This is a genomic window from Arcobacter sp. L, assembly GCF_000284235.1.
Taxonomy (GTDB): domain Bacteria; phylum Campylobacterota; class Campylobacteria; order Campylobacterales; family Arcobacteraceae; genus Aliarcobacter; species Aliarcobacter defluvii.
The window spans coordinates 1,150,689-1,170,814 of the sequence record NC_017192.1; the positions used below are offsets into that span (position 1 = coordinate 1,150,689).

Annotated in this window: 21 protein-coding genes; 16 read left to right on the forward strand and 5 right to left on the reverse strand. The window is 24.8% G+C overall.

The features are described from left to right. Positions 1–3: 3 nt before the first annotated feature. The 4 genes from ABLL_RS05730 (at position 4) to ABLL_RS05745 (ending at position 5,221) form a co-directional block, all read left to right on the forward strand. The gene (locus ABLL_RS05730; protein WP_014473832.1) at positions 4–825 is read left to right on the forward strand and encodes an alpha/beta hydrolase; all 822 of its coding nucleotides are present in this window, start codon (positions 4–6) and stop codon (positions 823–825) included. Positions 826–895: 70 nt separating this feature from the next. Then, positions 896–1,678, forward strand: a complete 783-nt coding sequence (locus ABLL_RS05735) for a hypothetical protein (RefSeq protein ID WP_014473833.1) — start codon at positions 896–898, stop codon at positions 1,676–1,678. A 149-nt stretch (positions 1,679–1,827) separates the two neighbouring features. Further along, positions 1,828–2,736, forward strand: coding sequence for a cytochrome-c peroxidase (locus ABLL_RS05740; RefSeq protein WP_041654710.1), 909 nt, complete (start codon positions 1,828–1,830; stop codon positions 2,734–2,736). Continuing rightward, positions 2,729–5,221: an EAL domain-containing protein gene (locus ABLL_RS05745; RefSeq protein WP_014473835.1), complete on the forward strand. Its 2,493-nt coding sequence runs from the start codon at positions 2,729–2,731 to the stop codon at positions 5,219–5,221. Before ABLL_RS05740 ends, ABLL_RS05745 begins: the two co-directional genes overlap by 8 nt. A gap of 19 nt (positions 5,222–5,240) precedes the next feature. Here the strand turns inward: ABLL_RS05745 and ABLL_RS05750 are convergent, their stop codons facing one another. The 3 genes from ABLL_RS05750 to ABLL_RS05760 are packed head-to-tail and all read right to left on the reverse strand — an operon-like array spanning position 5,241 to position 7,598. Beyond that, on the reverse strand, positions 5,241–5,966 hold the full coding sequence (locus ABLL_RS05750) for a hypothetical protein (RefSeq protein WP_014473836.1): 726 nt from the start codon (positions 5,964–5,966) through the stop codon (positions 5,241–5,243). Between the two features lie 13 nt (positions 5,967–5,979). Continuing rightward, positions 5,980–7,032 carry a signal recognition particle-docking protein FtsY gene (gene ftsY / locus ABLL_RS05755; protein ID WP_014473837.1) on the reverse strand — a complete coding sequence of 351 codons (1,053 nt, stop codon included), beginning with the start codon at positions 7,030–7,032 and terminating at the stop codon, positions 5,980–5,982. Between the two features lie 8 nt (positions 7,033–7,040). Beyond that, positions 7,041–7,598: a TlpA disulfide reductase family protein gene (locus ABLL_RS05760; RefSeq protein WP_014473838.1), complete on the reverse strand. Its 558-nt coding sequence runs from the start codon at positions 7,596–7,598 to the stop codon at positions 7,041–7,043. A 61-nt stretch (positions 7,599–7,659) separates the two neighbouring features. Here ABLL_RS05760 and ABLL_RS05765 point away from each other — a divergent pair, with 61 nt between their 5' ends. Genes ABLL_RS05765 through ABLL_RS05785 form a run of 5 tightly spaced genes read left to right on the forward strand, consistent with a single transcriptional unit; the run spans position 7,660 to position 11,836 of the window. Beyond that, the gene (locus tag ABLL_RS05765; RefSeq protein WP_014473839.1) at positions 7,660–8,199 is read left to right on the forward strand and encodes a 5-formyltetrahydrofolate cyclo-ligase; all 540 of its coding nucleotides are present in this window, start codon (positions 7,660–7,662) and stop codon (positions 8,197–8,199) included. Positions 8,200–8,210: 11 nt separating this feature from the next. Further along, positions 8,211–9,755, forward strand: coding sequence for a ribonuclease Y (gene rny, locus ABLL_RS05770; protein ID WP_014473840.1), 1,545 nt, complete (start codon positions 8,211–8,213; stop codon positions 9,753–9,755). Positions 9,756–9,776: 21 nt separating this feature from the next. Next, on the forward strand, positions 9,777–10,373 hold the full coding sequence (rsmD, locus tag ABLL_RS05775; RefSeq protein WP_014473841.1) for a 16S rRNA (guanine(966)-N(2))-methyltransferase RsmD: 597 nt from the start codon (positions 9,777–9,779) through the stop codon (positions 10,371–10,373). Positions 10,374–10,378: 5 nt separating this feature from the next. Continuing rightward, on the forward strand, positions 10,379–11,179 hold the full coding sequence (locus tag ABLL_RS05780) for an ABC transporter permease (RefSeq protein WP_014473842.1): 801 nt from the start codon (positions 10,379–10,381) through the stop codon (positions 11,177–11,179). A 12-nt stretch (positions 11,180–11,191) separates the two neighbouring features. Beyond that, on the forward strand, positions 11,192–11,836 hold the full coding sequence (locus ABLL_RS05785; RefSeq protein ID WP_014473843.1) for a hypothetical protein: 645 nt from the start codon (positions 11,192–11,194) through the stop codon (positions 11,834–11,836). On the opposite strand, the gene ABLL_RS05790 is transcribed toward ABLL_RS05785, so the two are convergent. Further along, entirely contained in the window at positions 11,833–12,654 is an 822-nt protein-coding gene (locus tag ABLL_RS05790; protein ID WP_014473844.1) for an SDR family NAD(P)-dependent oxidoreductase, read from the reverse strand. The two genes, ABLL_RS05785 and ABLL_RS05790, sit on opposite strands and share 4 nt — an antisense overlap. Positions 12,655–12,723: 69 nt before the next feature. Here ABLL_RS05790 and ABLL_RS05795 point away from each other — a divergent pair, with 69 nt between their 5' ends. The 7 genes from ABLL_RS05795 to ABLL_RS05825 all read left to right on the forward strand — a co-directional run bounded on the left by ABLL_RS05795 (position 12,724) and on the right by ABLL_RS05825 (position 18,965). Next, positions 12,724–13,506 carry a TIGR02757 family protein gene (locus ABLL_RS05795; protein ID WP_014473845.1) on the forward strand — a complete coding sequence of 261 codons (783 nt, stop codon included), beginning with the start codon at positions 12,724–12,726 and terminating at the stop codon, positions 13,504–13,506. Continuing rightward, a complete protein-coding gene (locus ABLL_RS05800) occupies positions 13,506–14,369 on the forward strand; it encodes a hypothetical protein (RefSeq protein WP_041654713.1) in 864 nt (287 codons plus the stop codon). The genes ABLL_RS05795 and ABLL_RS05800 overlap by 1 nt, the downstream gene beginning before the upstream one ends. Positions 14,370–14,563: 194 nt before the next feature. Then, entirely contained in the window at positions 14,564–15,556 is a 993-nt protein-coding gene (locus ABLL_RS05805) for a c-type cytochrome (RefSeq protein WP_014473847.1), read from the forward strand. Positions 15,557–15,607: 51 nt separating this feature from the next. Then, positions 15,608–16,543, forward strand: coding sequence for a cache domain-containing protein (locus tag ABLL_RS05810; RefSeq protein ID WP_041654719.1), 936 nt, complete (start codon positions 15,608–15,610; stop codon positions 16,541–16,543). Continuing rightward, the gene (locus ABLL_RS05815) at positions 16,540–17,202 is read left to right on the forward strand and encodes a response regulator transcription factor (RefSeq protein WP_014473849.1); all 663 of its coding nucleotides are present in this window, start codon (positions 16,540–16,542) and stop codon (positions 17,200–17,202) included. Before ABLL_RS05810 ends, ABLL_RS05815 begins: the two co-directional genes overlap by 4 nt. After that, positions 17,189–18,328 carry a cell wall metabolism sensor histidine kinase WalK gene (locus ABLL_RS05820; RefSeq protein WP_014473850.1) on the forward strand — a complete coding sequence of 380 codons (1,140 nt, stop codon included), beginning with the start codon at positions 17,189–17,191 and terminating at the stop codon, positions 18,326–18,328. Before ABLL_RS05815 ends, ABLL_RS05820 begins: the two co-directional genes overlap by 14 nt. A gap of 76 nt (positions 18,329–18,404) precedes the next feature. Further along, the gene (locus ABLL_RS05825; protein ID WP_014473851.1) at positions 18,405–18,965 is read left to right on the forward strand and encodes a hypothetical protein; all 561 of its coding nucleotides are present in this window, start codon (positions 18,405–18,407) and stop codon (positions 18,963–18,965) included. 12 nt (positions 18,966–18,977) lie between these two features. Here ABLL_RS05825 and ABLL_RS05830 read toward each other — a convergent pair whose 3' ends face one another. Beyond that, the gene (locus ABLL_RS05830) at positions 18,978–20,105 is read right to left on the reverse strand and encodes a GGDEF domain-containing protein (RefSeq protein WP_014473852.1); all 1,128 of its coding nucleotides are present in this window, start codon (positions 20,103–20,105) and stop codon (positions 18,978–18,980) included. Between the last annotated feature and the right edge of the window lie 21 nt (positions 20,106–20,126).

Here is a 20,126-nt window from a genome sequence, read left to right on the forward strand (position 1 = left end):
AAAATGAAATATATAAATTTTTTATTAGTAATTTTTCTTTTAACAGGTTGTATAAAAGATATTCCAACACCAACTGAAAGAAAAAATAGTGTTTTATCTCTTGCAACAACGAAAAATTTTGATGAAATTGATATTTCTACTTCAACTTTTTCTTTATTTTCTTTACAAAAACCAAATATCAACTGTCAAAATAAAAATCTAAAAGTCTACATTGAAGGTGATGGTTTAGCTTGGTTATCAAGAACCATAATTTCAAAAAATCCTACACCACTAGATTCAACAATTATAAAACTAATATTTGATGATAATAGTGAATGTAAAGTCTATCTTGCCCGACCTTGTCAATATATAGATTCAAATATATGTAATAATAGTTTTTGGACTAATAAAAGATTTTCAGATGAAGTAATAAAGAGTTTTGATGAAAGCTTAAATATATTAAAAACAAAATATAAAAATAAAAATTTCACTTTAATAGGTCATTCAGGAGGAGGTGCTGTTGCAACTATATTGGCTTCAAAAAGAAATGATGTAGATTTACTTATTACAATAGCTGGAAATTTAGATATAGAAAAATGGACTACAATGCATAAAATTTCTAAATTGGAAGGTTCTTTAAATCCAGCAGATTTTTCAAAAAATTTAGAAAATATTAAACAATATCATTTAATTGGAACAAAAGATAAAATTATTCCTAAAGATATATTTTTATCTTATTATTCAAAATTTTCAAAAAAAGATAATATAAAGTATAAATATTTTGATGCTGAACATAATTGTTGTTGGGAAAATCCATATAAAAAAATATTAGAAGAATTAAAATAAATTTTAGATAAAAAAAAGTCATTTGAGAGTAATTTGTAATATATAATTAAAAAAAATTTTAAGGAAAAGTATGTATTCATTTTTAATGAACGAATCATTGAAAAATTTAATAATTCACCGCGTTGCACTTTTTAAAGCTTTAATAATCCCATTTATTTTATTAACAATGATAAATATGATTTTTGATAATTTTATGATTTATGATGAAGTACAAGGGAGATTAGTATTTGCTAATGAAGAAGAAAAATATTTAGTATATTTTCTTTTATTTTTAACTTTCTTGATTAATATCTCAATTGCAGTATCTGTACATAGAATACTTCTAATAAATGAAGATATTTCGCCATGGCAAAGTGTTAAAACAACAAAAAGAGAATGGAAATTTTTCTTTAAATCTTTTTTGATTTTTCTTTTTGGAGCTTTAACTTTTTTATTGATTTTTTTCTTTTCAACAGCCTTATTAAAAATCTTTATTGCAAATTTTACATTTCCAGTCTCTTTACTTTTATCTTTAATATTTACTCTAATAGTAATTAGCAGAATTTCTATTGTATTACCAGCAATTGCAACAGATGAAGAGCTGGACTTTTATGAAGCTTTCTCAATTACAAAAAATTATAAATTTTTATCTTTTTACATGGTAGGAATTTTCCCTACAATTATTTCTGTATTAGTTTTTTTTGTATATGGTTTAATTATAAATTTTTTGACAGTAGTTGTTTCAAATTATTTTGAATTACTTTATTCTTTATTGAATATGTTTATTACGGCTTTTGTAATTAGTTGTTTATCTGTAACATATAAATATTTGAAAGAAGAAAGTTTGAGAAATATAGAGCAAATAGAAGAATAATTTATCTATACATAAAAATATTATTTTTATGTATAGAATTTTGTAAATTATATAAATAATACTAATTAATCATATATAGTTTAATAGCAAAATCTTATAAATTAATTATTAATATTATATAATATAATAATTCTAATTTAGGTGTTATTTTGTTGAAAATAATTTGTTATATATTTCCCTTGGTAATTTATCTATTTGCTAAAGAACCAATATCTCCAATTCCTTTAAATATAAAGGTAAATATAGAAAAAGCAGATTTAGGAAAAGAACTTTTTTTTGATACTATTTTGTCTAAAAATAATACAATTTCTTGCCATACTTGTCATTTATTAAATCAAGGTGGAGTTGATAATCTACAGTTTTCTGTTGGCATTGATGGAAAATTAGGAAATATAAATGCACCTACCGTTTTAAACTCTATTTTTAACTTTGTACAATTTTGGGATGGAAGAGCTAAAAATCTTCATCAACAAGTATTTGGTCCAGTAACTAACCCTGTTGAGATGGATAATAACTTTGAAAATTTAATAACAAAGTTAAATAAAACTGATTATAAAAATAAATTTGAATCTATTTATAAAGATGGAATTACAAAAAATAATATTGCAGATGCAATAGCAGAATATGAAAAAACATTAATTACACCAAATGCTCCTTTTGACAGATATTTAAGAGGAGATAAAAATGCAATTAGTGATGAAGTAAAACAAGGATATATTTTATTTAAAACTCAAGGTTGTATTGCTTGTCATCATGGAATAAATATAGGCGGAAATCTATATGCGAAATTTGGAATTGTATCTGAACTTAAAAGTAAATCAAAAGGTAGATATGAAGTAACAAAAAATGAGTTAGATGAATATTATTTTAAAGTTCCAACTTTAAGAAATATTGAATTAACAGCACCTTATTTACACGATGGGCGAATAGATAATTTAGAAGATACTGTCAAGTTTATGGCTCATTATCAATTGGGCAAATCATTGAATGAAGATGAAGTTCAAAAGATAGTTCTATTTCTAAAATCTCTAACAGGACAATTATATAATCATGAATAAAATTCAGAAATTTCTTTTTAAATATCTTGATCCAGTTTTGATATTTTTATTTTTATTCATAATTGTATCAACACTTTTTATTTACAATCTTACTTTACTTAATAGTAAAATTAAAAATTTCAATTATTATTTAAATACTTTAAGTAATATAAAAATATTACATAATGAATTCGAATCTCTTTTTGATAATAAAGCTACTTTTATAAATTATGATAAGATAGTTAAAAAAACACAAGAGATGAATAATTTAATAGATGAATTTAAAAATGAAAAATTTTATAAAAAATTTGGAAGTAAATTAAGTACAAGTATTGAGCTTTTAGAAGAAAAATGGAATGAAAAATATGAAAATATTGAACGTTTTAAATCTAATAATTCTGCAATAATTGGTTCTTTAAGTTATATAATAGAGTTGAGTAAAAAAATCAAAACAACTTACATAGTAGATAATTCAGCTGATATTTTAACTTTTGATAACAGCTTAATTACTTTAATCAAACTATTTGTAAATAATATTGAACTTGAAAAGGAAGCTATAGAAGAAAGCCTAAAAAATCTCTCTTTTTTAGCAAAAAAATATAATAACCAAGATTTTAATTTTTTAAATAAAACAGTTAATTCAACAGTTGATAATTTAACTAGATTAAATGACATAAAACAAGAATATATTTCTATTGATATGAAAAAAATAATAGATTTTATAGAATCAACTTTGATAAAAGAATACAATAGCAATATAAAGAGTCAACAAAAGACTGCTTGGGTTTTATTTTTTATTTCCTTATCTCTTCTAATTACGTTAATTATCATTTATATTAAATCAATAAAAACAAAAAAAGAGTTAATAGCATTTAAATATGCAGTTGAAAATAGTGATAATTCAATCGTAATGACAGATAAAAATAGAAGAATTATCTATGTAAATGAATCTTTTGAAAAAGTAACAGGATATAAAAGAGAGGAAGCTTTAGGAAAAGATCCAAGTATATTAAAATCTGGTAGATTATCAAGTGAATTTTATAACAATATGAATGAAATACTTAATCGAGGAGAAAAATGGACAGGAGAGTTTATTAATGTAAATAAATATCATGAAATATATTATGAAACGGCTTCTATTACTCCAATTATAAGTGATGATGAAATTACTGGTTATCTTGCAATAAAACTAAATATAACTGATTATGTAAGACAGCAAGAAAAAGTTGAATTTTTAGCTTATCATGATAATTTAACTCTATTGCCAAATAGAAGAAGTTTAGAAAAAAAGTTAAATGAACTAATATCTAAAGCTACTAAAAATGATAAATTAGCAGTTTTATTTCTAGATTTAGATGGTTTTAAAATCATAAATGATAGTTTAGGTCATGATATTGGAGATTTATTATTAAAAGAAATTGCAAAAAGATTTCAAGAATCTTTACATAGTGATAATTATGTTTTTAGAGTAGGTGGAGATGAATTTGCAATTATAATTGAATATACGAATGATAATAGTAATGAAATAATCAAAGATATTGCAAAAAATATTATAAAAAATATTAATAAAAATATAGTTATTAAAAATAACTCTTTACAAGTTGGTTGTAGTATAGGAATAGCAAAGTTTCCAGAAGATGGAGAAAATCTAACAAATTTATTAAAACATTCAGATACAGCTATGTATAAAGCAAAACAAAATGGAAAAAATAGATTTGAATTTTATACAGAAGATTTATCAAATAGTGTACATACAAGATTAAATATAGAACAATCAATGTCTAAAGGTTTAAAAAATGGTGAATTTTATCTTGTTTATCAACCAAAGTATAATCTTCAAACAAGAAAAATATTTAGTGTTGAAGCTTTATTAAGATGGAAAAGTTCTATCTTAGGAAATATAGAACCAATGAACTTTATTTCAATTGCAGAAGAAACAGGATTTATTAATCAATTGGGTCTTTTTGTATTCAAAAAAGCTTGTGAAGATTTTAAATATTTACAAAAAGAGACAAACTTAGAAATGATTTCTATAAATGTATCAACTGTGCAATTGATGGATTCTGAATTTATTAAAAATCTTAAAGATATTTTGTTTGAAACAAAACTAAATGCTTCAAATATTGGAATTGAAGTTACAGAAACTTTTATAATTAAAAATATGGAAGAAATTTTAGAAACATTAAATGAATTGAGAAAAATAGGGTTTAAAATCATAATAGATGATTTTGGAACAGGTTATTCTTCTATGCAATATTTACAAAAACTTCCAATAGATGTAATTAAAATTGATAAATCATTTATTGATGATTTATCTTCTAATAATCAAGAAATTATAAAAGCAATAGTAGCTATTTCAAAAAGTTTTGGTTATATGACTGTTGCAAAAGGAATTGAGTTAAAAGAGCAAGAAGAGAATTTATTGAAATTAGGAGTAGATTTAGGTCAAGGATATTTTTTCTCTAAACCAAAAACATTACAAAAACTCATTAACTATTTAGCTTAAAAAAGCTAAATAGTATAATTTAAAATTCAATTTTCATTCTAAAATATCTTGGGAAATTGTTTTTGATTGATTCATCCATGATAACAGGGAATGAATTATAAATTGAATTTTTAATTAATTCATAATTCTCTTTATTTCCACCCATAAAAGTTAATTGTTCATATCTACCATCTTTTAAAATAGTTACTCTTATATTTACAGATTCTTTATTTTTCAAAGATGTTTTATCAATATTCTTTTCTATATTTGAATAAATTTTTTCTCTTATTGTTTGATAAAAGGCTTCAATTTTTGCTTTTTCATCAAGTATTTGTTCTTCTTTTTGCAAAGGTTTTTCTGATAACTCATCTACATTAGGTTTATTTTCTATTATTTTTTCAGTAGTTATTATTGGTTCTTCTTTTTTTATCTCATCAATAATAGGTTTATTTTCTGTTCTTTCTACATCATTTGTAGTTTTATCATTATCAGTAGGTGTTGGTTCAATTAAAGTAGTAGAAGGTTCTTTTTGCGTTTCTGTAATAGTCTCTTCAACTTTTTTCTCTAACTCTTCATCTTTTATTTCATCAACAATTGGTTTTGAAAAATTGTCATTTTCAACACTTTTTTCTATAACAGGTTTATTTTCAACAAATTCATCTTTTTCTTCATCAGAAAAAATGAAACTATAAATTGCATAAATGATTATTCCAAGTACTAAAAGTACAAATAAATCTTCAAAAAAAGTTTTAGTTTTTGTTGTCAAGGTCTATTCCTTTTTATTTTTCTTCAGGCGTATAAATTTCATCAAGTAAACTATCAACAAAATTTTCAGGAGAAAATTCTATTAAATCATCTTGTTTTTCACCAATTCCAACATAAAAAATTGGAAGTTCAAGTTGATTTGAGATAGAAAATAAAGCACCACCTTTTGCAGTTCCATCTAATTTTGTAACAATTATTCCATCAATTCCTATCATTTCATTAAAAGCTTTGGCTTGTGCAATTGCTGTATTTCCTTGTGTACCATCTAAAATCATTAGTTTTTGATGTGGCGCATCGTTCATTGCTTTAGAACAAACTTTTACTATTTTTTTTAGCTCATTATTTAGGTTTGTTTGTGTTTGTAACCGTCCTGCTGTATCAATAATAACATTATCAATATTTCTAGCAATTGCAGCACTTATTGTATCAAATGCAACGGCACTTGAATCATGTCCTTGTTTAGTTTTAATAATAGGAACATCTAGCTTATTTGCCCAAGTAGAAAGTTGCTCAATAGCAGCAGCTCTAAAAGTATCACCAGCACCCAATATTACAGATTTACCTTCTTTTTTACATTTATTTGCAAGTTTTGCAATAGTCGTAGTTTTTCCTGCACCATTTACTCCAATAATCAATCTTACAAATGGTTTTGGAAGATTTGATAAATCAACTTTTGGAGCATGTTCAAAAAGCATTACAAGTCTATGTCTTAATTGTTTTCTTGTAATTTCATCAGGAAGACCATTCATAGCTTTTTCTATGATTTCATATTCCATATCTGCTTCAATTAAAAGTTCTTCAATATCATCAAAAGAGATTTTTTCCTTTTTTTGAGGAACTACATTTTTAATGCTTGCAAAAGTTTTTTCTAATGCTCTTGATAAAAAACTTTTTTTCTCTTCTAGAATTTCTTGTTTTTCTAAATTTTGATTTTCTTCTTCTTTTATTTCAACTGGATTTGCATATGCTTCATCATTTAGTGTTGAATTTTCTAAAGTTTCTATCTCTTTAGTTACTTCTGTTTGTTCAACATTTTCTTCTTTTTTCTTTTTAAAAAAACTAAACATTTTTACCCTTATTTTTCTAATACTTTTTTAATATCTATTTCCATCATTTCAGCTGGAACTAAACCTACATATTTTTGGAAAATTTTTGAATTTTTATCTACTAGAAACATAGTTGGAATTGATTTTATTCCTCCTAAACTTTTGGCTAAATCAAAACTATCAGGAGTATTTACAACTGTATAATTTATATCAAAGCTTTTAATAAAATCTAAAATTTCTTCGTTTGTTTTCATCTCTTCAAGTAATACAGAAATTACTACAAAATCATTCTTGTAATTTTCTTGTAGTTTTACTAGATTTGGGATCTCTGCTTTACAAGGTGGACACCATGTAGCAAAAAAGTTTAATAATACTATTTTATTTGGATAATCTTTTAAAATGATTTTATCATTTTCAAGTTTTAAATCAATTATCGTGTTATCCGTGGTTTTTAGTTGAAAATCTGTTTTTCTATCAACTTTTTCAATTTTTGTTTCATTATTGTTTTCATTTTTATCTTTAGAATCGCACCCTGTAAAGAATAAAATAAATAAAATTGATAAAAATGCTAAACTTTTAAACTGCATTTTAAGTCCTTTGGGTAAAATTATTTGTTGGGTAGAAATTTTACCCAAGTGAGGCTTAAATATGAAAAATAATCACAAGAGTGATTTTAGAAAATCGTGTATAAAGAAATTAGAATTTATTAGCCTTTTTTCAAAGTATTATAAAAACAAAATTATTGTAAAAAAATTAGAAAAATTTATAAAAAAAAGTGAATCAAAAAATATTTTATTATACATACCTTTAGGCATAGAAGTAGATATAAAACCTTTGATTGTAACTTTAAGAAAGATGAAAAGCAAAAATGTCTATGTTCCATTTATGCAAGGGGATAGTTTTAAAATTGTAAAATTTAGATTGCCTTTGTATAAAAAAAAATTTGCTATAAAAGAGCCAAACAACTCTTTTTTGAAACCTAATAAAATAGATATAGCTATAGTTCCAGTAGTTGGAATAGATGCTGTAAATAAAAGAATAGGTTATGGAAAAGGTATGTATGATAGATTTTTTGATAGATTAGATTACAAACCAACAATAATTTTCACCCAATTAATACTTTGTAAAAGTAAAGAAATTCTATCCGATAATTACGATATTCAAGCTGATTATATAATTACAAGTTAAGGTTTTTGAATATGGAATATATGATAGTAACAGTCTTTGTCGGAGTTTTAAGTTCGGCAATTAGTATATTTGTGATAAAGAAATTAGATAAAGCAAAATTTCAAATTTTTATAGAACAAGCAAAGGCCAAAGCCAAGGTTATTGAACACGAGGCAGAAGTTGCTTTAAAAGATGCTCAATTAAAAGCTAAAATGGAATGCGATAGAGAGTTTAAAAATGCTCGTAGAGAGTATGAAATAATGCTTTCAAAGATAGAAAAAAAAGAGAGAGATTTAAACGAACATTTAGAATCTGAATTAAAAACTATAAAAGTTGAAAAAGAACAAATTGTAGAAAAAAATAGACAAATTACTACTTTAAAAGAGGGATTAGAACAACAGAAAAAAACATATGAAGAAAAAACACTAGAAGCTATTAAAATTTTAGAAAATGCTTCTGGATTAACTCAAAGTGAAGCAAAAGAGTTAATGATTAAAAAAGTGAAAGAAGATTCAAGAGCTGAAATATCATCAATTTTTAGAAAAAAATATAAACTTGCAGAACAAAATTCTAAGAATGAAATAAATAATATGTTTTCTATGGCTGTTACAAGATATGCTGGTGAGTTTGCTGCTGAGAGATTAATCAATAATATTCCTTTAAGTGATGAAGAGACAAAAGGTAAGATTATAGGAAAAGAAGGAAGAAATATAAAAGCATTAGAGATGCTTTTAGGTGTTGATATTATCATTGATGATACCCCTAATACTATCACTATTTCATCTTTCAATTTATATAGACGAGCAGTTGCTACAAAAACTATTCAAGAATTATTAGAAGATGGAAGAATCCAACCAGCTAGAATAGAAGAAATTTATAAAAAAGTAAAATCCGAATTTGATAAAAATATTCAAAAAGAGGGTGAAGATGTAGTTATGGAACTTGGAATAAAATCTATGCATCCTGAACTTATCAAACTTGTTGGAAGATTAAGATATAGAGCAAGTTATGGTCAAAATGCATTAGCGCATACACTTGAAGTTGCACATTTATCTGGATTATTAGCAGCTCAAATGGGTGGAGATGCAATTCTTGCACGACGAGCTGGATTATTACATGATATTGGTAAAGCTTTAACACATGAAGCAGCAGGTTCACATGTACACTTAGGTGCTGAAATCTGTAAAAGATATGATGAATGTGATACAGTAATTAATGCAATTTATGCTCATCATGGTCATGAAGAACCAATAAATGTTGAATCAGCTTCTGTTTGTGCAGCTGATGCTTTAAGTGCTGCAAGACCAGGTGCTAGAAGAGAAGTTCTTGAAAGTTTCCTAAAAAGAGTAGAAGAAGTTGAAAATATTTCAACAAGTAAGCTAGGTGTTTTAAATGCTTATGCGATAAATGCAGGGCGTGAAGTTAGAGTTATAGTAAAAGCTGAACTTGTAAATGATGATGAAGCAGTTTTATTAGCAACAGAGATTGCAAAAGAGATAGAAGAAAAGGTACAATATCCTGGTGAAATAAAAGTTAACGTTATTAGAGAATTAAGAGCAGAAAGTTACGCAAGATAAATCTTTTACAAGGCAAAGCATATGAAAACGGATAAACCAACTACAAAAATAATTGCAGGGGCGTATAGAGGTAAAGTTTTGGAACTTCCTTCTTTGGATGTGACAAGAAGTTCAAAATCTGTTTTAAAAGAATCTTTATTTAATGTTTTACAATTTGACATAATTGATAAAATATTTATTGAATCTTTTGCAGGAAGTGGTTCTATTGGTCTTGAAGCGATAAGTAGAGGTGCAAAAAGAGCTTATTTTATTGAACTTGATAAACAATCTTATCAAATTTTATTAAAAAACTGTAAATTAGTTGATATAGAAAAATGTCAAACAATCCAAGGAAATACTTTTGTTCAAACACCTTTAATCATAGATTTTATGAGAAATTCAAAAGATGAAATTATTTTGTATGTAGATCCACCTTTTGATTATAGAGAAGGAATGGAAGAAATATATAATAAATCTTTTCATATGATTGAAAATATTGAAGTTGATAATATTTATATGATTATTATAGAGCATGTTTCAAGTTTAGAAGTGCCAAAAGTTTTAGGAAAGTTTTCCTTAGATAAGACTAGAAAATTTGGTAAGAGTTCACTTTCTTATTATACTTATACAAAAGAATAAGTTAGATGTTTAAAGTTGCATTATATCTTTTGATAGCTGTAATTTTAGCTATTTTTTTTCTTCCTTTTTTTTATACAGTTTCGCCATATGAGTTAAATCCATTGAGAATTTTAGAAGCTCCATCTTTGCAGCATTTATTTGGTACTGATAGGTTAGGACGTGATGTTTTAGCTAGAATTTTGGAAGGTGGACAAACATCTTTAATCATTGGATTTTTGGCAGCTTCTATATCATCTATAGTTGGATTATTTATAGGAATAACTGCTGGTTACTTCAAAGGAAATATTGATAAAACAATTACAATTGTAATTGATTTATTTTTAACTTTTCCTACATTTTTTTTACTTTTAGCTTTAGTTTCTTATATCCAAGCATCTTCAATTATTTTAATTATAGTAATATCAATAACTGGATGGATGGGAATGTCAAGAATGATAAGAAGTGAAAGTTTTGCAATAAGTAATAAACCATATATTAAAATTTTAAAAATTTCAAATGTTTCAACATTTAAAATTATATTTAAATATTTTGCACCACTTCTTGCACCTATTTTTTTAATTTCTTTTACTTTTGGAGTTGGTGGAGCTATTTTAGCAGAATCTGGTTTATCATTTTTAGGACTTGGTATAAATCCTCCACAAATGTCTTGGGGAAGTTTACTTAGTGATGGAAAAGCTGTGATTGATATAGCTTGGTGGGTTAGCTTCTTCCCTGGATTTATGATATTTATAATTACATTTTGTTTAATACAAATAAGTGATTATTTACAAGGTTTGGCAAATAAAAAAGAGATAATAAAAAACTAAAAGGAGTCTTTTATGAAATATTTAAATCAAGTTTTTTTGATTTTTTTAATGGCTTTTTTTTCTGCGTGTAGTTCAAAACAAAATTTAAATCTCAACGAAATAAATTCAATATCGTTAAATAACAATATTATTGTTGCAGGAGTTCCTCAGACTTATAGAAGCCCTGTTTCTGTAGGTTTAGGTGTTGGTGGATTAGTTTCTCGACATGTGGGAATTGGTGTTAATACTTTTTTTACTCCTGAATTTTCAAATAATGAAGATTTAAGAATGCAAGATGCTTTTTATAGAAATAATATATCAATAGCTTCAATGATAGAAAATGAGTTTGAATTTCAAATGAAAAATGATGAAGTTTTTAAAAATCGATTTACTCCTTTTGGAAGTGATTATATGATTTATCTTTTTGTTCCAAAATATAGTTTAGAACAAGCAACTTTTTCCTCAAAAGTTCAAGTTAAAATCACAATAGAGTTGAAAATTATTGATAAAAACAATAAGATAATTTATGAAGATAAAAAAGATAATATTTTATTTTCTGATAATTATATTTTTAATGAAAGTGAAATTTTTTATTCAAAAGAGGCTTTATTAAAAGCCTCAAATCTTGCAATTAGACAAGTAGTTACAAGATTGATTTTACAGATGAAAAAGAATTAGATTTTATTTAATAGTTTATCTAAAAGTGAAGTTGATAAAACTCTTTTGAAAAAGCCTAAGATATGTGTAGCAAATGTGACATAATATCTAGGTTTTGGTTTTTTACTTTTCATGATTTTTAATACAACATTTGCAACACTCGAAGCTGGAAGATTAAAAGGCGCTTTATCTTCAGTTGTTTCAAGTCTAACTTTTAACTCTTTTTTATAAGTTTCTTCCCAAAAACTTCCTTCAACTGTGATATTTTTATTGAATTTTTTTAGGGCATTTTCTCTAAACTTTGAAGTTACTGGTCCTGTGTTTATGGTACTAATATATATTTGACTTCCAAGAACTTCTTGTCTTAATGTGTCATTTATTCCTTCAATTGCATATTTACTAGCATTATATGCACCTCTAAATTTTAAAGATATTATTCCAAGAATGGAACTGTGTTGGATAATTTTTCCATATCCTTGAGCTCTAAATATTTTCATAGCTTGAATTGTTACTTCATGAAGTCCAAAAAAGTTTGTATCAAACTGCTCTTTTAAAACTTCTACACTCAAATCTTCAACAGCTCCTGGTTGTCCAAAACCTGCATTGTTAAAAACTGCATCAAGTTTTGAATCATTTCTTAAAATAGTTTTTAATGCATAATCTATCTCATCTTTATTTCGTACATCTATTTTAAAAGTTTCAAAACCTAAATCTTTTAACATTTCAACATCTTTATCTTTTCTTGCACTTGCATAAACTTTTATTCCATTTTTTTTCAATATAAGTGCAGTTTCAAGTCCAATTCCACTTGAACATCCAGTTATTAGTATATTTTGCATATTTTTAATCCATATAAATTTTTGAAATGGTATTATAACTTTATAAATATAAAAGCACTTTGGATAAAAATGACAAAAAAAGATAAACAGATTAAACAACTTTTAGATATTGAAGTAGAAAATAGAAATAAAAATGATGAAATAAGTTACGATAAACCTGACCCTTTGATGGTTGCAAGAAGATATGATGATGAGTTTATCATACTTTTATGTGCATTGTTTGCTTATGGAAATGCAAAGTTGATAGTGAAATTTTTGGATAGTTTGGATTTTTCATTGTTAAATCAGAGTGAAGAAATAATAGAAAAAGAGCTTAAAAATCATTATTATAGATTTCAAAATAGTTTAGATGTGATAAATATATTTAAAACTTTTAGACGAATGAAACAAGAAAATAGTTTAGAAAACTTATTTTATGAAGCTTATAAAAAAGAGAATTCTATCTTAGAAGGAATTGATGCTTTAATTCAAAAGATTCATAATCTATCAAACTACAATTCTCAAGGTTTTACTTTTTTAGTTTCTAGCCCTTTTAAAAGAGACAAAGTTGGACTTATAAAAGAAAATGGAAATGCTCCATATAAAAGATGGAATATGTATCTTCGTTGGATGGTACGAGATGATAATCTTGATTTAGGACTTTGGAAAAATATAGATAAAAAAGATTTGATACTTCCACTTGATACACATACTTTTAAAGTGAGTCAAAAACTTGGGTTATTAGATAGAAAAAATTATGATTTAAAATCAGCCTTGATGATAACGGACAAACTAAAAGAGTTTGATAAGTTTGACCCAATAAAATATGACTTTAGTTTGTATAGAATTGGTCAGGAGAAAATGGAATTTTGATGGATAAATTACCACAAAGAGATGATTTAATATATAAAGAGATTGAAGAGTTTCAAGATTATGAACTTACTAATTGTATTGCTTATGAGATGGCTATTCGAAGTCAGGATTGTACATATAGTCTTGAATTAATTAATCCAGATGTAATGAGTGGGATAGATTTAAATAATACTAATATTTCTGATTCTGATAAAAATTATTTATTAGATGTTATTGAGTTATCAGATTATATAAAAATTTTTTCAAATAATAAATCAAATAAGTTAAATTTTATAGAATTTTTACAAATGGACGAGCAAATAAAATCAATGATGAATGAAACAATGAATTTTGAAGATAGATTAAATAAATATGGGAAAGTTGAATGTTTAAAAATATTAAATAAAAAAAGTAAAAAAGAAATTTTAAATAAATTAATTAATCCCCCAAAATTGAATATGAAACATTCAAGACCTAAAATCAAGATAAATGAAACAAGTTTATTTTTAATAGATTTAAATTTAAATTTATCCAAAGAAGAACTAATAGCCTACATCTCAAAAATAAAAGATGATTTTGATAAAGATAATTCTATTATTAAAACACCTTTAGAGTTATTAGGTGAAACATTAGAAAAAAGTGACAATAAAAAAACTCCCAAAAAGCCAAAAGCTTGTGTTTATGCTGATTGGTTTTATATTTATGATTATTGGAAGTATGAAAAAACTCAAGGCAAAACTGATAAAGATATTTTTGTAGCTTTAGAAGTTGAAAATAATGTTCCCTATAAAGAAGATATGATAAGAAAGATTAGAGATAAAATGAGATATTTTATCGATGATTTAGGATACAAAGAACTTATAACAGGTGTTAAAAATAGTTAAATTGGTAAATTTTTGAAGCCTTTTTTTACCACATAAAAATCCAATTTTTATTTTATAGTTTCATAAATTAATTAAAAGGTGATTTATGAAATATAAAAAAAGAATAAAAATAACAAGTAAAAGATTAGTTGTTACTTTCAAGTTATATATAAATGTTATAATTCTTCTATCAAAATAGTAGGGGGAAATTATTTATGAAAAAAGTTATAGTTATAGCAACATTATCTGCTTTATGTGCAAGTTTTTTATCAGCTAATGAAGTTCAATTTGATGCGAAAGTATTAAAAGAACGTTCAAATAATGGATATAAAACTGATGCAAAATTAGAATATAAAGTTCCAGATGTAAATACAATACCAAATAATCAATTTGGTGATTTAGTAAAATATGGAAGAGAACTTATAGTTCATACTTCAAAATATATAGGTCCAGAAGTTGATGACCCAAAAATGAGATTTGCTGGAAATAACAACCAATGTCAAAACTGTCACTTAGATGCAGGAACAAAAGCATATTCAGCTCCATTTGTTGGAGTATTTGCTGCATTTCCACAATATAGACCAAGAGAGAATACAATTGGTACTTTAGCTGATAGAATCAACGGTTGTATGGAAAGAAGTATGAATGGTTATAAATTACCTGTTGATAGTAAAGAGATGAAAGCTATGGAAGCTTATATGTTCTGGTTGAGTCAAGGAGTTCCTGTTGGTGGTGCTAATGCTTTAGAAGGAAGAGGATTAGCAAAAATTGATAGAAAAATGATAAAAAAACAAGCAGCTGACCCAGAAAAAGGAAAAATTGTTTATGAACAACAATGTGCAGCCTGTCATGGTATGAATGGTGAAGGTATCAAAAACGAAGGAAAAGCAAATGGATATATGTATCCAGCACTTTGGGGTACAGATGATACTTATAACAAAGGTGCAGGAATGTATAGAGTTCTTAAAGCAGCAGATTTTATAAAATCTAATATGCCTTTAGGTGCTACAAAAGAAGCTCCAATTTTAACTGATGAAGAAGCTTATAATGTTGCTGCGTATATAAATATGGATTCTCATTATAGACCTGAAAAAATAAATAGAGTAAATGATTTCCCTGATGATGTTGTAAAAGCACCAGATGTTTATAGACCATCAATTGAATCAAAAGAACATCAAGTTGGTCCTTTTGGAAAAATTATAAAATAAAAAAGAGGAATATCTTAGGATATTCTCTTTTTTATTTAGTTAGAATTACTTATGAGTAAAACATACAAAAACTTTATCTTACTATTCATTTTAGTAGTTATTACATTACTTTACTTTTTAAATAAATACAATAATATTATTCATAAAAATCAAATAGATATACTTGTTTCAAATAGAGTTGAAATGGTACAAAATGAGCTAACAAATCAAAAAAATCAAGCCTTGTCATTGGCAATTTTATTTTCAAAAAATCAAAATATAATAAATAATTTAGAACAAAATAATCCAAAAGAATTAAAAAAAGAACTTTTAAAGCTACTTAATAACATAAAAACATATACAAATCAAAATAATATACAGGTACAAATTCATACAAAAGATTTAAAGGTCTTCGTACGAAGTTGGGAAGATAAAGATGTTGGATTAAATTTAGAGAGTTTTAGAAAAGGATTAGTAAAAGTAAAAGAGACAAAAGAGCCTTTTGTTTCAAATGAATTAGGAAAAAGATTTAATATAAAAGCAATCTCTCCGATTTTTAATAAAAATGATGAATACATCGGAACGATTGAAGTTATCATGGATTATAGTGATTTAAAAAATCGATTAAAATATATGGGAATAGAGATAATTCCTCTTTTAGAAAAAAAATATTTACAAATAGCAGAATATTATAAAGATAATATAACTTTGGCAGATTATGTTGTAATTCAACAAGAATATGATAAAAAGTTATATGATTTTTTATTACAACATAAAGAGTATTTATCGAATGAAAGTTTTTATTATGAGAATAAAAATCGAATAATTACACAAATACCTCTTGGAAATATTGATAATCAAAGTGTTGGAGTTATGGTGATTTGTTTTGATAAAAATGAGCAAAACTTTAACTATCTACCAAAATATGAATATTTAGGTGATATAAATACAAAATCAAATCTTAAAAATATTGAAGAAAAAGATAGAAAAGAGATTATTATAAAATGATTAAAATTTTATTATTAGAAGACGATTATTTATATAAAATCTCAATCAAAGAGTTTTTAGAAGAGTTAGACTTTTATGTTGATGATTTTGAAAATGGTGATGAAGCTCTTGATGCTATTTTTGAAAACTCTTATGATTTACTTTTATTAGATATTAGAGTTCCTGGAATGGATGGCTTTTCATTAGTCGAATATGTAAGAAAAGAGAAACTTGATGTTCCTATTATTATTTTAACTTCCTTAACTGATATAGCTGATTTAAGTAAAGGTTATGAACTTGGTTGCAATGATTATATAAGAAAACCCTTTGATATGATAGAGTTAAAATTTAGAATTGAACAACTTATAAAAAACTGTTTCAAAACAAATGAAGATTTGATAGTTTTAACAAATTCTTTTAAATTTGATGTAAAAAAATCTATTTTATATAAAAATGATAAGATAATTGATTTAACTCAAAAAGAGAGTGAATTAGTAGCTCTATTAGTTTTAAATAGAGGTTTTTTTGTATCAATTGAAACATTACATGAAAAAATATGGGAAAGTAAAGAAATCTCATATTCAGATATTCGAATGTGCATAAAAAGAATTAGAGAAAAGACAGATAAAGATTTTATAAAAACAAAGAGATTTGTAGGATATAAAATTGATAAACAATAAATATGAAATAAAGTATATACTTATACAAGTTATTTTAACTTTGTTTATTGCTTTTATCCCTATATATTTTTATTTAGATGCCTCTTTTGAAAATCAATCTATAAAAGATAAAATGGATTTGAAAAATTATGCAACTTCTATTATTTTAAAAATAGAAAATTTTGAAAAAGAAAATAGCGAGATTTTTTATTATCCACGTTCAAATATTTTTACTTCTGCTGTATTTGATAAAAATAATAGTGAAATTTTTTCATTGCTAAAAACTAAAAACCTTAATTTTGATGAAGAATTTAAAAAAACTAAAAATCAACTTTGTTATAAAGAGTATCTTCTTGAAAATATTTTACAAGGAAAAACTCTAATAGTTTGTAAAGAGATTGATAATTCATTAGTTATTTACAATGCGATTATTTTACTTTTAACTATTAGTTTTTTCATCTTTTTATCTTCTTTTTTCATTATAAAACAAAGTATTGAACCATATAGAAAACTAAATCAATATTTAGATGATTTTTTAAAAGATGCAATGCATGAACTAAAAACTCCTATTGGTGTTGCTAGAATAAATGTTGATATGTTGCAATTAAGACTTAAAAATGATAAAAATATTCTAAGAATAAAATCTGCACTAAAAAATATGACAGTTATTTATGAAGATTTAGAATATTATATGCAACAAAACGCTGTAAAAGATGAAAAAAGAGATATTGATTTTTCATCTTTTTTGGCAAAAAGAGTGGAATTCTTCAATGATTTAGCAATCTCAAAAAATATCACTTTTTACAAATATATTGAAAAAAATATTAGTATAAATTTTAATGAAATAGAACTTTATAGAATAATAGATAATAATCTTTCAAATGCAATAAAATATTCAAAAGATAGCTCAAATATTACTGTATCTTTGAAAAAAGAAGAAAATTTAGTGAAACTTATTTTTCAAGATGAAGGAGTTGGTATAAAAGATACTTCAAAAATCTTTCAAAGATATTTTAGAGGTGATAAAATCACTGGAGGCTTTGGAATAGGGCTTAGTATAGTGAAAAATATTTGTGATAAAAATGGTATAAAAATAGAAGTAAATTCTCAAGTAAATGAAGGAAGTTCTTTTATGTATATATTTTAGTCTTTTTTTTAGCTTATCGTTATATATTTATGTATATAATGATATTTTTAAAATAAGTTTTTGAAGGAATAAGGTAATGACACGAGAAAAGATTATGACTGAACTTTTTGAGTTCTCATCTCCAACATATTATAAATGGACAAAACAAGATAAAAGAAAGATTTTTGATTTGTTAAATTATGCATTTACAAACAATGAATTAGAAGAGTTTATAAAAACAGGAAAAATAAATAAGATTGAAGAGTTAGGAAATCAAGCTCAACTTTTTGAGTTGGCTATTAGATTTTATAAAACTTCAAGACATATAACAAATTTCAAAATTGCAAAAAATTTATTATATTTATTAGAAAGAAGTTATGAACAAAACAATAATAGTGTTGTTATTGAAAAAATTGCAGAAGCTATTTATAAATCTGATAGAGAGTTATTTGAAAAAAGTGATTCAAATAAAAATTTTGAGATTATTACTTCGATGAAATTAGCTTTACTAAACTTAATACAAAAACAAGATATTTTCGTATTAGAATATATTTGTAAAAATAGAAAAGAGTTAGAAAAAAGCTCTCTTAGAAAATCAACTACAAAATATATAAATAAAATAGATTTTTCTTATGCAAATTTAGCTTACAGGGCATAAATTTTAACGGGATTAGATTTCCATCCCGTTTTCTAAAATTATTTTATTTCTTCCTGCTTCTTTTGCTTGATATAAAAGCATATCAGCTTTTTGTAAAGTATTTTCATAAGATGGATAACTACTTCTTATTGCAACTCCAGCTGAAAATGTAACTTTTATCTTTTTATCTTTGTATAAAAAACTATTTTCAGTTACTATTGTTTTTATTCTTTTTAAAAATTGTAATAATTCTCTATTTAAATTGAAGTGAATAATAGCAATAAACTCTTCACCTCCATATCTTCCTACGATATCATGATCTCTTACACTTTTATTTAAAATTTTTCCAAATGTAGAAAGTACAACATCTCCACATTCATGACCATATGAATCATTTAAATTTTTGAAGTGATCTAAATCAAAAAAAACTACAGCATATTGTGTATTTATTCTTTTAAATGAACTCTCTATTCTTTTTATTTCTTCACTAAAAGCTTTTCTTGTAAGAAGACCTGTTAGATGATCTCTCATATTCTCAGATTTTGTCCTATTTAACTCTTCTTCTAAAGTTTTTACTTTTTCTTCAAGTTCTTGAACTTTTGATTTCCCTGTTTCTAGTTTACTTGTTACTGTATGCATCTCTTTTTCAATAGATGCTGCTGCATTCACAAGTTCATTTTGAAGTTTAGTTAGAGATTCTATTCCATTCTCATTTACATCAATAGCTGCAATTCTTTCTCTAATATTAAAAACATTTTTTGTTCCTGAACCATTACTTGAAATAGCTTCATTTAAGTATTCTTCCATAAGTAAAACAAGTTTTGAAATATCAGAAGCTCTTTCTATAACAACTTGTTTATCTCTTTGAAATCTTTTTGCAGTAAATTCTTCAATTTTATGTTGAACATTTCTATCAAATAAGAGATTTGGTTCTTTATCAATTTGTGTAAAAAGTTTATCTATTTCTTCATTTGTTTCTATGCAAATAGAAGGTAATAAAGATTGTTTTATAATTGCCGCTAAAACATGTACATTTTGTGGATGAACTCTTTTTAATAAAAGAGGGATTAATTTTATTGCAGAATCTATTTGATTTGATTCTACTTCAATCTTTTCTTTTTCATCTAATTGATTTAAAATATTTTCAAATTCTATATTCATATAAACATTCCCTAGATTTTT

Excerpts from the sequence above, each read along its gene's own strand:
- rsmD (WP_014473841.1), top strand. The coding sequence starts at position 9,777 with ATGAAAACGGATAAACCAACTACAAAAATAATTGCAGGGGCGTATAGA.
- ABLL_RS05780 (WP_014473842.1), top strand. The coding sequence starts at position 10,379 with ATGTTTAAAGTTGCATTATATCTTTTGATAGCTGTAATTTTAGCTATT.
- ABLL_RS05735 (WP_014473833.1), top strand. The coding sequence starts at position 896 with ATGTATTCATTTTTAATGAACGAATCATTGAAAAATTTAATAATTCAC.
- ABLL_RS05810 (WP_041654719.1), top strand. The coding sequence starts at position 15,608 with ATGAGTAAAACATACAAAAACTTTATCTTACTATTCATTTTAGTAGTT.
- ABLL_RS05745 (WP_014473835.1), top strand. The coding sequence starts at position 2,729 with ATGAATAAAATTCAGAAATTTCTTTTTAAATATCTTGATCCAGTTTTG.
- ABLL_RS05760 (WP_014473838.1), bottom strand. The coding sequence starts at position 7,598 with ATGCAGTTTAAAAGTTTAGCATTTTTATCAATTTTATTTATTTTATTC.
- rny (WP_014473840.1), top strand. The coding sequence starts at position 8,211 with ATGGAATATATGATAGTAACAGTCTTTGTCGGAGTTTTAAGTTCGGCA.
- ABLL_RS05765 (WP_014473839.1), top strand. The coding sequence starts at position 7,660 with ATGAAAAATAATCACAAGAGTGATTTTAGAAAATCGTGTATAAAGAAA.
- ABLL_RS05730 (WP_014473832.1), top strand. The coding sequence starts at position 4 with ATGAAATATATAAATTTTTTATTAGTAATTTTTCTTTTAACAGGTTGT.
- ABLL_RS05815 (WP_014473849.1), top strand. The coding sequence starts at position 16,540 with ATGATTAAAATTTTATTATTAGAAGACGATTATTTATATAAAATCTCA.
- ABLL_RS05790 (WP_014473844.1), bottom strand. The coding sequence starts at position 12,654 with ATGCAAAATATACTAATAACTGGATGTTCAAGTGGAATTGGACTTGAA.
- ABLL_RS05825 (WP_014473851.1), top strand. The coding sequence starts at position 18,405 with ATGACACGAGAAAAGATTATGACTGAACTTTTTGAGTTCTCATCTCCA.
- ABLL_RS05785 (WP_014473843.1), top strand. The coding sequence starts at position 11,192 with ATGAAATATTTAAATCAAGTTTTTTTGATTTTTTTAATGGCTTTTTTT.
- ABLL_RS05795 (WP_014473845.1), top strand. The coding sequence starts at position 12,724 with ATGACAAAAAAAGATAAACAGATTAAACAACTTTTAGATATTGAAGTA.
- ABLL_RS05805 (WP_014473847.1), top strand. The coding sequence starts at position 14,564 with ATGAAAAAAGTTATAGTTATAGCAACATTATCTGCTTTATGTGCAAGT.
- ABLL_RS05830 (WP_014473852.1), bottom strand. The coding sequence starts at position 20,105 with ATGAATATAGAATTTGAAAATATTTTAAATCAATTAGATGAAAAAGAA.
- ABLL_RS05800 (WP_041654713.1), top strand. The coding sequence starts at position 13,506 with ATGGATAAATTACCACAAAGAGATGATTTAATATATAAAGAGATTGAA.
- ftsY (WP_014473837.1), bottom strand. The coding sequence starts at position 7,032 with ATGTTTAGTTTTTTTAAAAAGAAAAAAGAAGAAAATGTTGAACAAACA.